At 52.6% G+C, this 12820-nt stretch carries 14 protein-coding genes; all 14 read left to right on the top strand.

Going from position 1 to position 12820, the window contains the following annotated elements; all coding sequences use genetic code 11:
• Positions 1-56 precede the first annotated feature (56 nt).
• Positions 57-1178 (top strand): bifunctional diaminohydroxyphosphoribosylaminopyrimidine deaminase/5-amino-6-(5-phosphoribosylamino)uracil reductase RibD, encoded by a 1122-nt coding sequence (ribD, locus tag ACFOUO_RS15095; protein ID WP_380705972.1) that lies wholly within the window; start codon positions 57-59, stop codon positions 1176-1178.
• Positions 1178-1816, top strand: coding sequence for a riboflavin synthase (ribE, locus tag ACFOUO_RS15090; RefSeq protein ID WP_380705971.1), 639 nt, complete (start codon positions 1178-1180; stop codon positions 1814-1816). The genes ribD and ribE overlap by 1 nt, the downstream gene beginning before the upstream one ends.
• Complete coding sequence (locus ACFOUO_RS15085; protein WP_380705970.1) at positions 1800-3029, top strand: bifunctional 3,4-dihydroxy-2-butanone-4-phosphate synthase/GTP cyclohydrolase II; 1230 nt, start codon at positions 1800-1802, stop codon at positions 3027-3029. Before ribE ends, ACFOUO_RS15085 begins: the two co-directional genes overlap by 17 nt.
• 19 nt (positions 3030-3048) lie before the next feature.
• The gene (gene ribH / locus ACFOUO_RS15080; protein ID WP_380705969.1) at positions 3049-3531 is read left to right on the top strand and encodes a 6,7-dimethyl-8-ribityllumazine synthase; all 483 of its coding nucleotides are present in this window, start codon (positions 3049-3051) and stop codon (positions 3529-3531) included.
• A 29-nt stretch (positions 3532-3560) separates the two neighbouring features.
• The gene (locus tag ACFOUO_RS15075; protein ID WP_380705968.1) at positions 3561-4334 is read left to right on the top strand and encodes a segregation and condensation protein A; all 774 of its coding nucleotides are present in this window, start codon (positions 3561-3563) and stop codon (positions 4332-4334) included.
• Entirely contained in the window at positions 4324-4974 is a 651-nt protein-coding gene (scpB, locus tag ACFOUO_RS15070) for an SMC-Scp complex subunit ScpB (protein WP_380706264.1), read from the top strand. Before ACFOUO_RS15075 ends, scpB begins: the two co-directional genes overlap by 11 nt.
• A 347-nt stretch (positions 4975-5321) precedes the next feature.
• Positions 5322-5984 (top strand): DUF2953 domain-containing protein, encoded by a 663-nt coding sequence (locus ACFOUO_RS15065; RefSeq protein ID WP_380705967.1) that lies wholly within the window; start codon positions 5322-5324, stop codon positions 5982-5984.
• Complete coding sequence (gene ytfJ, locus ACFOUO_RS15060; RefSeq protein WP_380705966.1) at positions 5957-6397, top strand: GerW family sporulation protein; 441 nt, start codon at positions 5957-5959, stop codon at positions 6395-6397. The genes ACFOUO_RS15065 and ytfJ overlap by 28 nt, the downstream gene beginning before the upstream one ends.
• Positions 6398-6527: 130 nt before the next feature.
• Positions 6528-7673 (top strand): D-alanyl-D-alanine carboxypeptidase family protein, encoded by a 1146-nt coding sequence (locus tag ACFOUO_RS15055; RefSeq protein WP_380705965.1) that lies wholly within the window; start codon positions 6528-6530, stop codon positions 7671-7673.
• A 3-nt stretch (positions 7674-7676) separates the two neighbouring features.
• Positions 7677-8279, top strand: coding sequence for a nucleoside recognition domain-containing protein (locus tag ACFOUO_RS15050; protein ID WP_380705964.1), 603 nt, complete (start codon positions 7677-7679; stop codon positions 8277-8279).
• 32 nt (positions 8280-8311) lie between these two features.
• Positions 8312-8848, top strand: a complete 537-nt coding sequence (locus ACFOUO_RS15045) for a spore maturation protein (RefSeq protein WP_380705963.1) — start codon at positions 8312-8314, stop codon at positions 8846-8848.
• Positions 8849-9002: 154 nt separating this feature from the next.
• The gene (locus tag ACFOUO_RS15040; RefSeq protein WP_380705962.1) at positions 9003-9725 is read left to right on the top strand and encodes a pseudouridine synthase; all 723 of its coding nucleotides are present in this window, start codon (positions 9003-9005) and stop codon (positions 9723-9725) included.
• Between the two features lie 268 nt (positions 9726-9993).
• Positions 9994-11601: a cytochrome c biogenesis protein ResB gene (resB, locus tag ACFOUO_RS15035; protein ID WP_380705961.1), complete on the top strand. Its 1608-nt coding sequence runs from the start codon at positions 9994-9996 to the stop codon at positions 11599-11601.
• The gene (ccsA, locus tag ACFOUO_RS15030; protein ID WP_380705960.1) at positions 11589-12788 is read left to right on the top strand and encodes a cytochrome c biogenesis protein CcsA; all 1200 of its coding nucleotides are present in this window, start codon (positions 11589-11591) and stop codon (positions 12786-12788) included. The genes resB and ccsA overlap by 13 nt, the downstream gene beginning before the upstream one ends.
• The last annotated feature ends 32 nt before the right edge of the window (positions 12789-12820 follow it).

Below are 12820 nucleotides of genomic sequence, written 5' to 3'. Positions count from 1 at the left end.
ACCGTCAAGCCCCGAATCGGGGCTTTTTTGTTTGAAAGAGAGAGGGGTTGCAACCGTTGGATGGAATCAGGATGGACGAACACTGGATGAAACTGGCTCTGACGCTGGCAGAGTCAGCTCGCGGTCAAACCGCCCCCAATCCGATGGTAGGGGCCGTAGCTGTGAAAGGTGGGCGCCTGGTCGGTTCTGGTGCTCACCTCAAAGCCGGTACCCCTCACGCCGAGGTGCATGCCTTGGATATGGCGGGGGAGGAGGCAGCCGGTTGTACCCTCTATGTTACGCTGGAACCCTGTAATCATTATGGTCGAACCCCTCCCTGTACCGAAAAAGCCATCGCTGCGGGAGTGCAGCGGGTTGTCATCGGGTCTCTGGATCCCGATGAACGCGTAGCGGGAAACGGCATCCGCCGTTTACGGGCAGCTGGGATCGAAGTGGAGGAAGGGGTGCTTCGGGAAGAGTGCCTCCGTTTAAACGAAGCTTATTTTCATCATCGGAAGACAGGCCTCCCATTTGTTACGCTGAAAACGGCTATGACCCTGGACGGTAAAATTGCCTCCGTTACGGGGGATAGCCGTTGGGTGACCGGGGAAGAGGCACGGCACCAGGTACATCGGCTGCGCCACGAACATGATGCGGTGATGGTAGGGTCAGGGACTGCCCTTGCGGATCATCCCCGGTTAACGACCCGTCTGCCAGGCGGGGGGAAAAGCCCGTTGCGGGTGATCTTGGACAGCCGACTTAGGCTTCCCCTTGATTCTCCTGTCGTTGATACGGCGGAAGCTCCTACATGGGTTTTCTGTACCCAAGAAGCGGACGAGAAGAAGGAGCAACAGCTGGAAGAGAAAGGGGTACGGGTTTTTCATTCCGTACCGGGTCCCCACGTCGATCTGGCTACGCTTTTCCGCATCCTTGGGGAGCACGGCATCCTGTCTGTGTTGGCAGAGTGCGGCGGCGAACTGAATGCTGCTCTCCTGCGGGGAGGCTGGGTCGGAAAAGTGATGATTTTTCTTGCTCCTAAGTTGTTGGGAGGGAAGGAGAGCCCGACTGCTTTTGATGGGATGAACCCGGAGCGGATGGATGAAGCTATCCGTTTACAGGATGTAAGGGTAGAGTCCTTCGGGGAAGACTGGTGTATGACCGGCTACCCGGATGACCGAATGGATGGGGAGGGAAGCTGATGTTCACTGGATTGGTGGAAGAAGTAGGGCGGATCCGTTCGATCGATCGTCAAGGGATGGCGATGCGCCTTTCCGTGAAAGCCGAGAAGGTTCTGGAAGGGGTAAGGGTCGGAGACAGCATTGCGGTAAATGGAGTCTGTCTCACCGTGACCCGCTTTGACCCGCGCCATTTTGCGGCGGATGTGATGCCTGAAACGATGAAGCGATCCAACTTGGGCCGTCTCTCCCCAGGGGCTGTGGTCAATCTGGAGAGGGCGCTGGCGGCTGGGGCACGGTTGGGGGGACATTTTGTCCAGGGGCATGTAGATGGAATCGGTCGTATCCAATCGCGGCGCCCAGTAGAAAATGCGGTGTTGTTCCAGATTGGGGTGTCCCGGGAGCTAACCAACGTGATGGTAGATAAAGGTTCTGTCGCCGTGAACGGGATCAGCTTGACGCTGGTATCGGTGGATGAGAAATCCTTTACGGTTTCCGTCATCCCCCATACCCTTCACCATACCCAGTTGGCTGATGCCGGGCTGGGAGATGAGGTCAATATCGAGTGTGACATGATTGGAAAATATGTGGCCAAACTGCTTGCGGGGAACCCTACAGGCTTATCGGAAGAGATGCTGGAGAAGTATGGGTTCAAAAAATAAAGGGGGTGATTCTGTGCGTGGGTTCGATCCTATCGAAGAAGCGATCTATGAGTTAATGCAAGGACATATCGTCATCGTAGTCGATGACGAGGATCGGGAAAACGAAGGGGATTTTGTCGCTCTGGCGGAGAAGGCAGGTCCTGAGGTGATCAATTTCATGATTACCCATGGGCGGGGGCTTGTCTGTGCCCCAATCACCGAAGAACGAGCCGCTGAACTGGATCTTCCCCCCATGGTCAACCGCAACACGGACTCCCATGGAACGGCGTTCACGGTCTCTGTCGACCATATTTCCGGTACGACGGGGATCTCTGCCTTTGAGCGTTCGACTACCGTCCGGGCGTTGATCGATCAGGAAACCCGTCCCGGTGACTTTCGAAGGCCTGGCCACATCTTCCCCTTGATCGCTAAAAAAGGGGGTGTGCTGCGGAGGGCAGGGCATACCGAAGCGGGAGTCGATCTTGCCCGCATGTGCGGGGCTTACCCGGCGGCGGTCATCTGTGAAGTGATCAAGGAAGACGGCTCCATGGCCCGGGTCCCCGATTTGATGGAATTGGCTGAAAAACACGGGCTGAAGATCATCACGATCCAGGATTTGATTCAGTACCGGAATCGGAAGGATAAACTGGTGGAACGGGTGGTAGATACCCGGCTGCCCACGGAGTTCGGCGAATTCACTGCTGTTGGCTATCAAAACGAAGTGGACGGCAAAGAGCATATCGCCCTGGTTAAAGGCGACATCCATCCGGAAAAACCGGTGATGGTCCGGGTCCATTCAGAATGCTTGACCGGAGATGTCTTTGGTTCTCACCGCTGTGATTGCGGGCCCCAGCTCCACGCGGCCCTGAGCCAGATTGAGGCAGAAGGGACCGGCATCCTTCTCTATATGCGGCAGGAGGGACGGGGGATCGGCTTGATCAACAAATTGAAGGCTTACAAGCTGCAGGAAAAAGGACTGGATACGGTAGAAGCCAATCTGGAATTGGGCTTTCGCCCCGATCTGAGAGAATACGGAATCGGAGCCCAAATCCTGAAGGACCTCGGAGTTAGGAAGATGCGCCTGTTGACCAACAATCCACGCAAGATCACCGGGTTAAAAGGGTATGACCTAGAGGTGACGGAAGTCCTTCCGATTCAGATGCCTTCCGTTCCGGATAACGAAAACTATCTACGGACGAAAAAAAGCAAATTAGGACATATGCTCCATTTTTAAACGAGGAGAGGCGAAACTCATGGCGAACATCTTTGAAGGTAAATTGACGGCGGATGGCCTGCGCATCGGAATCGTAGTCGCTCGTTTCAACGAATTTATCACCGGGAAACTTCTGGAGGGAGCGAAGGATGCCCTGCGCCGCCATGGAGCTGCGGAAGAATCCGTCGACGTTGCCTGGGTACCTGGTGCTTTCGAGATTCCCCTTATCGCTGATCAGATGGCGGGTTCCCAGCAATATGATGCGGTAATCGCCCTGGGGGCGGTTATCCGCGGTTCTACTCCCCACTTCGATTATGTTTGTAATGAAGCGGCCAAAGGGATTGGCACAGCCAGCTTGAAGCATGGGCTACCGGTGATTTTTGGCGTCCTGACAACGGATACGATCGAACAGGCGGTGGAACGGGCCGGTACCAAAGCCGGGAACAAGGGTTGGGAAGCGGCGGTTTCCGCGATCGAAACTGCCAATTTGCAACGGCAGTTGAATAAAGCCTTCGAAAGTTGAAGCAGGAGAGAGGGGAGGGGAACGGGATCATGGATGTGAAAATCAAGTTGGACATGTTTGAAGGCCCGCTGGACCTCCTTCTCCATTTGATCGACAAGTCCGAGGTGGATGTAACCGAGATTCCCATCGCCCGTATCACGGATCAGTACATGAAGATGCTGTCGGCGATGCAACAATTGGAATTGGATGTAGCCAGCGAATTTTTGGTGATGGCCGCCACCCTGCTGGCAATCAAGAGTCGTATGTTGTTGCCAAAGGCGGAACCCGCAGATCTTTCCGATATGCTGTTGGATGAAGAAGAGGGGATGGACCCCCGGGAAGAGTTGGTCCAACGTTTGCTGGAGTACAAGCGTTACAAAAGGCTTTCTGATGCGCTCCGCGAACGGGAAGAAGCCCGTGGCCAGGTTTATACCCGGATGCCGATGGATTTGACCTCCTATGCCAAAGAGGAAAACCCCCTAGATGGCGTGACGCCCGATGATCTCCTCCAATACTTTGCCGATGCTTTGGCTAACCAGGAAGAAACGGAGCCGGAGTTCGCAGAGATGAGTCGGGAGGAGATTTCGGTGAGCGACCGGATGGAAGAGATCGCAGCAGAGGTATTGAATCATGGCGGTCACCTTCGGTTTTCCCAGCTGCTACGCTGGAATCGGCTGACCAAGGAGCGAGTGGTCACTACGTTTTTGGCTGTTCTTGAGCTTATGAAGACAAGGCGGGTTCGCATTCGCCAGAATCGACTCTTTGATGATATGGATATCGAGGCGGCGTTACCTGAGAAAGGAGGGGAAGCATCTGGATGGTAACCGTATGAAGCCGGTAATCGAAGGGCTATTGTTCGCTGCCGGAGATGAGGGATTAAAGGTGGGCGAAATCGCAGATGTAACGGGGTTGACCAAGCGTACGGTGAAAACGATTCTGGCGGAAATGGCGCGAGAATGGAAAGAATCGAATCGGGGAATCCGGATTGTGGAAGTCGCCCATGTCTACCAATTGACGACCCTGCCAGAGCATCGGGAATACTTCGAAAAACTAGCTGAGTCTCCTAACCGGTCGTATTTATCACGGGCTGCGTTGGAAACATTGGCGATCATCGCCTACCGGCAACCGATCATCCGGGCAGATGTCGAAGAGATTCGCGGGGTGAAGTGCGAAAAGGCGATTTATTATTTGAAACGGAAAGGGTTGATCCGGGAAACAGGTCGGGCGGAAGGAGTGGGTCGTCCGATTCTGTACGGAACGACCCGGGAATTCCTGGATTATTTCGGGCTTTCCAACCTGGAGGAGTTGCCGCCAGCGGATTCGATCTTTGATTGGGCGGAATGGGAGAAAGAGCGAGAGGAATTGTACCAGCGTCTGGGTGTTGAGCCGGCTGAAGCCTCCGGAACAGAGGAGATGGCAAATGCGGAGGAGCCACCCGCTGTTTCTCAAACGGAATCATCGTAAGGTTATGTAAAAACCCGTCGACACGCAATGTCGGCGGGTTTTTCTTATGGAGACCCCATCAATAAAGTTTGTAGTCTGATCGTCGGTTGTCTCTCCTTCAAGCATGTAATCCCGAAAAAACCAATCCCATAACTAGCACGATAAACAACAAAAGACTCCAACGCATGGAATCCATTCCAGTTCCCCTCCATCATAGAATCTCTTTTCTAAGGATATACCCCGATAGAGTCCTGGTGTATACTTATATTTTATGGAAAAATCGAACAGATTGTCTGTTGGGTTTCGGTATCATCTCACCCTTACTTGTTCATACTGACGAATACTGGGAATTGGCAGGGGTGGTTACGGTGATATGGGGCATTATCATAGGTACGCTAATTCTATTTCTTCTCCTGCTTCTATTCTTTACTTCGGTTCGAATCCGGATCGTATACCGAAGGAAGGGGGAAGAGGACGGGTTTTTTCTACAAGTTCGTTGGCTATGGGGGCTGGTTCGTTACCGGTGGGTGGCGGAGGGTTTCGCTCTGACCGGACAGGGGCTAAAAGTAAAGGAAAAAAAAGAGGGAACCACAGGCACGGACAAGAAAAAACGGACGCGTATTGGTCTGGCTGCGATGAAAAAAGCAAAGGAAAAGGTTCAGGACTTCCGGGAAAATGTTGTCAATTTATACGGCGTTATGCGTTATTTTTTAAGCAAGGTGGTCTGTGAAAAGTTGGTCTGGATTTCCGACCTCGGTACAGGAGATGCTGCGGAGACAGGGATAATCACCGGTCTCGCTTGGGGAATCAAAGCAAATCTCGTCGGGGTCGTCGGCTCGTATTTCCAGTGGCGGCGTCCACCCCAGCTTGATATCCGTCCTTATTTTATAGAGGCGCGGTTGGAAACCGATTTGGAGTGTATATTCCGATTTAAAGTGAGGCACGCTATCCTTGCTGTGATGCGATTGTTGCTTCGCATGAATAACAAAGGGGGTGAAGGGAAATGGCAGAACACCCTATTCAAGGCCTGATGACGACGGCGATGGAAAATATCAGAGATATGGTGGATGTTAACACCATTATTGGCGACCCGGTTGAAACACCTGACGGGAGCCTGATCATTCCTGTTTCCCGGGTGGGCTTCGGTTTTGCTGCCGGAGGCACTGAATTTACCGGCTTGAAAGACGGGAGTGAGGACAAGGAGTCCGGAAGAGGGTCAGGGAAAAAGTCCCAAGAAGATGAAGGGCCTTCTTTGCCCTTTGGCGGTGGGAGCGGGGGCGGTGTCTCCATCACCCCCGTTGGTTTCTTGGTGGTAAATAACCGGGGGGTTCGCATGTTGAGTATGGAAGGTGCGACCCATCTTTATGACCGGCTGATCGATCTGGCTCCTGGCGTTGTGGAAAAGCTACAGGGCTTAATCAAAGGCGACGGAAAAGACGGATAGGATTCAGTGAAAACGGACTATCCATAACGACACCGTTCCTCCATGGTGGAGCGGTGTTTTTTTGATTGTCCTCATAACCCTGTCCAACCGGCATATAAATGGAACAAATTAGCTTGAAGGTGGGGAAACGATGCGGTACCCAGCACTCCTGACGGCGGCGATACTCGCTTTTCTCCTGTGCGTTCCCCAGGTGATGGCCGGGAAGCGGGAGGACTCGGAGCTGGTTTCCAAAATCAGCGCTCGGGCAGCGGTGGTGATCGACGTTAACACTGACCGGATCCTATTTGAAAAAAAAGCCCAACAAAGGATGCGGATCGCCAGTCTCACCAAAATCATGACGGCGATTGTTGCCATCGAAAATGCCGACCTGAAGGAGACAGTGACGGTGAGCCCACGGGCGGTCGGGGTCGAGGGTTCTTCGATTTATCTGAAGGAAGGGGAAAAAATCCCTCTTGAACATCTTCTTTACGGGTTGATGTTGCGCTCAGGAAATGATGCTGCTACAGCAATCGCTGAACATGTAGGGGGTTCTCTTCCTGGGTTTGTTTATTTGATGAACGAAAAGGCTCATTATCTGGGTCTTGATGATACCCACTTTAAAAATCCTCACGGATTGGACGCCCCGAATCATTATTCCACCGCGGAGGATATGGCCCGCTTGACAGCATACGCCCTGAGGAATCCCGCTTTTAAAAAGATTGTTTCTACCCCTGTTAAAACTGTCCCCTGGCCGGGAGAAGAATGGCATAGAAAATGGTACAACAAAAATAAAATGTTGCGGCTTTACCCTGGGGCTGACGGGGTGAAAACGGGTTACACCAAATTGTCAAAACGGACGCTGGTCTCTTCCGCAACCCGGGAAGGGCGCCAGCTGGCCACGGTTACACTGAACGCCTCGAATGACTGGAATGATTCGATGCATCTCTTGGAGTATGGGTTCGTTCATTATCGACCGGTGGAGCTGATTCAGAAGGGAGAAGAGATGTCAGATGTTCCTGTTTCCAAAAAACTTTCCCTCTCAGTGACGGCTGAAAAATCCTTCACCTACCCCTTGACGGAAGAGGAGAGGAAGGAGGTAACCGTGAAGCCGATCCTTACTTATCCCCTTTCGAAAATCGACAAAGAGGGCATGCGGGTCGGAATGGCTCGCGTTTATTTAAAAGGAGAGGTGGTTGGATCGGTTCCCCTTGTTACCCGGACCAATTCTGCCAGCGTCAGTTCCGTCTTTACCGATTGGATGACAGTGATCACTTACGTCTTGGGGAAGGAGGGATGACGGGTGGTGAACTATATCTGGCTGTTCATGATCGTGAGCGGGGTAGTAGCGGGCGCCGCCCAAGGTCAGCTGGACCTGGTTACACAGGCAGCATTAAAAGGTGCTAAGGAAGGAGTAGCGGTTTGTCTCGGCCTGATCAGCATCTTGGTTTTTTGGCTGGGGATGATGCGAATTGCTCAGGAAGCGGGTTTGTTGGAAAAGTTGGCCCGACTTTTAGGCCCTATCGTTCGTTTCCTTTTCCCAGGGGTGCCTCGGGAACACCCGGCCATGGGATATATCCTTTCTAATATGAGTGCCAATCTCTTTGGGCTGGGTAATGCCGCTACTCCGATGGGTCTGAAAGCCATGGAGGAGTTACAAAAGTTGAACCCGGAACCCGAGCGGGCAACGCCTGCTATGTGTACCCTGTTGGCCCTTAATACCTCCAGTCTGACCCTGATTCCGACGACCATGATCGGAATCAGGATGGAGCATGGGTCAGCCAATCCGACGGATATCATCGGTACCTCGATTTTTGCTACGCTCTGTTCCACCCTAGCGGCGATCCTGTTGGATCGGTGGTTCCGGCATCGGTTGAAGCGTTCTTCCGGGCGGGATTCTGTTTAATCAATCCGCCATGGTGATAAGGGGGGGATGTGATGATCGAAGTCGTAACGTTGGTTTCCCAATGGATGATCCCTGCGATCTTAGCCTTTATTCCTCTCTATGCAGCCTTTCGCCGCGTGCCGGTGTACGAACAATTCATTGAAGGAGCGAAGGAAGGTTTTCCGACGGCGATCCAGATCATCCCCCACCTGGTGGGGATGATGGTGGCGGTATCCATTTTCCGCGAGACGGGAGCGCTGCATTTTTATTTAGGACTGTTTAAACCGCTTTTGCTCCTGATCCACTACCCAGAGGAAGTGCTTCCCCTGGGGATTCTGCGTCCCATTTCAGGAGCGGGAGCCCTCGCTTTCGCCGAAAGCATTTTCCGAACGTACGGCCCTGATTCGTATCTGGGACGGTTAGCGGCAACGATGCAAGGTAGTACGGATACCACTCTGTACGTATTGACGGTCTACTTTGGGGCCGTAGGCATCCGGCGCTCCCTATACGCGGTCAAAGTGGGGCTCCTCGCTGATTTGACCGGTCTTTTGGCTTCCTGGATGATAGTCAGCCTGATGTTTGGCGGATAAAAGAAAAACACTCTGTTTGGCAAGGTTGCGAACAGAGTGTTTTTTGTTGTTTTAGCCGAATTAAAGGGGGGTTCGTATGTTGTTTTTGTGACACGGACGCGGTATTGCTTGTAGAGGGAAAAAGAGATGGATAAGATGTGAATGAGGTGACAAAATGGATCGATTGCAGAAAGTCATGGCTCGGGCTGGTGTAGCCTCGCGTCGCAGGAGCGAGGAGTTGATCCGGGCAGGTAAAGTGAGACTGAACGGGAAAGTCGTCACCGAGTTGGGAATCCGGGTGGATCCCTCTTTGGACCGGATCGAGGTGGAGGGACGCCCTATTTCAACAGAAACGAGACGCTATTTCCTTTTCCATAAACCGACGGGTGTGATCACCAGCATGTCTGATCCACGAAGACGGCGTGTTGTCGCTGATTATTTCCGGCAGGTGCCGGAACGTGTGTATCCAGTAGGCCGACTGGATTACGACACCGAAGGACTGCTTCTGTTGACCAATGACGGGGAATTGGCCAACAGGCTGGCTCATCCCCGCTTTGAAGTGGAGAAAGTATACCGGGCGACGGTAAAAGGAGATCCCTCTCGAGAAGCTTTAAAACGTCTCTCCGAAGGGGTCCACCTGGAAGACGGCTGGACGGCTCCAGCTCGTGTACGTCGAATCACTTCCCGGAAGGAAGAGAAAGAGACGGTGCTGGAATTGGTGATTCATGAGGGGAAAAATCGTCAAGTGCGCCGGATGTGTGAAACGGTGGGCCATCCGGTCAAAAAATTGGTACGGACCCGGCTGGCTTTTCTCACGCTGGATGGATTGCCAAAAGGGAAGTATCGACCATTGACTGATGGGGAAATCACACAGCTGAAAAGTCTCCTCAGCCTCTGATCTTTCAAACAATCTTCATAGGGAAATCCCGTGGTCCTGTAAGACGGACGATATAATGAAAAGGTGATATTCTGTGTACCTATTTTTCACAGGTTTGTGGGAGGTGTACGGATGATCCCCATGGCAACACCTGGGGTTCCTTTCTGTTTAGAAAGATTCCGGCTATAGGCGGACTTAGTCGGCCATGCCGTTCGGGGGTAAAAAATCGGATCTGGTTTAGTCTCGGCAGTGAAAAAGGGCCCCAAAATGCCGATACGGGGGTGAAAACGTGGAAAATACCAAGTGTGAGTGTGGCCATAACAACCCCGTGGGAACCACTTTGTGCGAGTACTGCGGTAAGCCCCTGGAAGGGGAGGAAGTTGGGGACCGGCCGTTGGAGATGCGGTATGAGGGGAAGGCCCGCCGTTCCCAGACCCGACAGATGACGCTGTTTGACCGGGTTTGGAATTTCTTCTCCTCGGTAAAAGTGGCCATTTATTTGATCGTCATTACATTGGTTATCTCGATATTGGGTACGATTTTTCCTCAAGAGGGACAAATTCCGAGTGCCAAGCCCGATGTTTTTTATGCACAGAAGTACGGGGCGCTGGGGGACTTGTATTACAATCTGGGTCTGTCGGACCTCTACAACTCTCCGCTGTTTATCACTCTATTGTCGATGATCGGAATTTCCCTTGTCGTCTGCAGTCTGGACCGGGTGATCCCTCTTTACAAGGCATTGAAAAACCAGAAGGTGGTCAAAAATCCTTCGTTTATCACCCGGCAGCGAGTTGTTCGCACGTGTGAACTCCCTGAAGAAGAGAAGGACACCCTTTTAGAAGGGCTGGCAGCAAAGTTGGCGAAAAAACGCTACCATATTCGGCGGGAAGGGGATTCCCTTCTCGCGGAAAAAGGGCGGTTCAGCCGCTGGGGGCCTTATGTCAACCATATTGGGTTGATTTTGTTCCTGTTCGGAATTCTGTTACGGACGTTAGTTCCAGGCTGGTATCTGGATGAATCCGTCTTCGTTCGGGAAGGGGAAACGAAAAAGCTCCCAATCGCTAATTATTACCTTAAGAATGAAAAAGCGACCATGGAGCTCTACAATGAGAAAGAGTCCCGCCAACAAGCGGACAGTGACCAGCCCATCGTGAAGAAATACGAAACTCGGGCCGTTCTGTATAAAAAAGATCCGGAGACGGGCAAGCTCAAGGAAGTAAAAAGAGGGCCTATTGTCGTTAATCATCCGATGGAATACAACGGACTCCTTCTCTACCAGGCTGATTTCCAGCCCAACCAGACGGAAGCGATTCGGTTGGCTGTCACGGATAAGAAGACGAAAAAGGATTTGGGCAAGATTCGCATCGATTTGTACGACCCCGAGTCGGTTTATAAGGTGAAGGACGGAGTGAAGGTGCGTATCTTGGATTATTTCCCTGACTTTGCTATTGAAGGGGACCGTCCTACGACCAAATCAGAAGTGCCCAACCGACCGGCGTTTATCTTCGAGGTGACCGCTCCGGGAGAGAAACCGGAAAAATCCTGGATGATCGCAGGAACCAACCTGGATGATCTGCATCGAAATAACCGTTATACCATGGATTTGGAGGGGATGGATACGGTGAATCTGTCCGGCTTGATGGTACGGATCGACAAGAGCCTGCCCATCATTTTTATCGGTCTCGCCATTTTCATGGTGGGAGTCAGTATGGGCTTTTTCTGGTACCATCGCCGGATCTGGATCCGCTGGATAGACGGGACCCTTTATTTGGGTGCCCACACCAACAAGAACTGGTTCGGGCTACGACGGGAGCTGGAGCAATCGACTCAGGACGCGGGGCTCCCACTCGCCTTTTCACCTGAACACGGTCGGGGGGATCAAGGATGGAACAACTGATACTGTTAGGTGCGTTTTTCTTCTATCTTTTTTCCGGGATCGCTTTCGTCATGGCGGTAACCGGGAAAGCATCCCGTGTCGGCGAGGGGGTGCATGTGGCTCGTTGGGGACGACGCGGTCTCGTGCTGGCTATGGCGGGTGTAGTGTTGCACTTGGTATTTACGGTGGTAAGGATCATAATCAGTGGGCACTTCCCCACCAGCAACATGTTTGAATTTACCGCGTTTCTCTGTTTCGCTATCGTAGTGGCATACATCGTGATTTATTTTCTCTACCGGACGACGGTGCTGGGCGCCTTTGTCATGCCCCTGGCGGTGATTATACTCGCCTATGCTGCCGTATTCCCTCGTGAGGTTAAACCCCTTATCCCCGCCTTGCAGAGCTACTGGCTGGGGGTTCACGTCACGACCGTGGCGATCGGGGAGGGAGCACTTGCCGTGGGATTTGTCGCCGGGTTTATCTATTTAATCCGCTGGGTGGGCGAAGGTCGCACTCATACCCGGACGGCGAGTTTTTTGGAAGCGGTGATGGTTCTCCTTCTCATGGTCGTCGGATTTGTCATTCTCTCCTTTGCCTTTGGAGCGGTTGATTACGAGGCTTCTTTCCGTCATGTAGTGGACGGGCAACGAGTGGAACAACAGTACTCGCTACCTCCGGTGGTGGCTCCCGACGGAGGCCAACCGGTCAAAGCGGACTCGTTCCCGGGACTTGGGAAGCCCCTTTTTGAAGCTCCTTCCTGGATGAAAGGGGAGAAGGCCGCCAGCAAGCTGAATACCGTCATCTGGTCAATGGCCGCTGGCTTGTTCTTATACGGAATCCTCCGTTTAGTCCTTCGTCGCCGCCTCTACGAGTTGTTGTTCCCGATGGTAAAAAATCTGGACTTGGAAACGGTGGATGAAATCAGCTACCGGGCTATTGCGATCGGCTATCCCATCTTCACTCTGGGAGGACTCGTTTTCGCCATGATCTGGGCCCATGAGGCTTGGGGGCGTTTCTGGGGTTGGGACCCGAAAGAAACCTGGGCTCTTATTACCTGGCTTTTTTACAGCGCCTATCTTCATCTGCGTCTGTCGAGGGGTTGGCAAGGCTTAAAATCTTCCTGGATGGCCGTAGGCGGGTTCATTGTCATTATGATCAACTTGATTGCTATTAATTTGGTGTTAGCGGGGCTTCATTCCTACGCTTGAAGAAGAATTTGCAGGATATGGTATGATAGGAT

The organism is Salinithrix halophila, assembly GCF_042650125.1.
GTDB lineage: Bacteria > Bacillota > Bacilli > Thermoactinomycetales > DSM-45169 > Salinithrix > Salinithrix halophila.
Note: the sequence above shows the minus strand (reverse complement) of the source record. Positions and strands in the feature narration are given on the sequence as shown.

Coding starts and splice junctions, on each gene's coding strand:
- ribE (WP_380705971.1), top strand. CDS start 1,178: ATGTTCACTGGATTGGTGGAAGAAGTAGGGCGGATCCGTTCGATCGAT.
- ACFOUO_RS15085 (WP_380705970.1), top strand. CDS start 1,800: ATGGGTTCAAAAAATAAAGGGGGTGATTCTGTGCGTGGGTTCGATCCT.
- ribH (WP_380705969.1), top strand. CDS start 3,049: ATGGCGAACATCTTTGAAGGTAAATTGACGGCGGATGGCCTGCGCATC.
- ACFOUO_RS15075 (WP_380705968.1), top strand. CDS start 3,561: ATGGATGTGAAAATCAAGTTGGACATGTTTGAAGGCCCGCTGGACCTC.
- ytfJ (WP_380705966.1), top strand. CDS start 5,957: ATGGCAGAACACCCTATTCAAGGCCTGATGACGACGGCGATGGAAAAT.
- ACFOUO_RS15055 (WP_380705965.1), top strand. CDS start 6,528: ATGCGGTACCCAGCACTCCTGACGGCGGCGATACTCGCTTTTCTCCTG.
- ACFOUO_RS15045 (WP_380705963.1), top strand. CDS start 8,312: ATGATCGAAGTCGTAACGTTGGTTTCCCAATGGATGATCCCTGCGATC.
- ACFOUO_RS15040 (WP_380705962.1), top strand. CDS start 9,003: ATGGATCGATTGCAGAAAGTCATGGCTCGGGCTGGTGTAGCCTCGCGT.
- ccsA (WP_380705960.1), top strand. CDS start 11,589: ATGGAACAACTGATACTGTTAGGTGCGTTTTTCTTCTATCTTTTTTCC.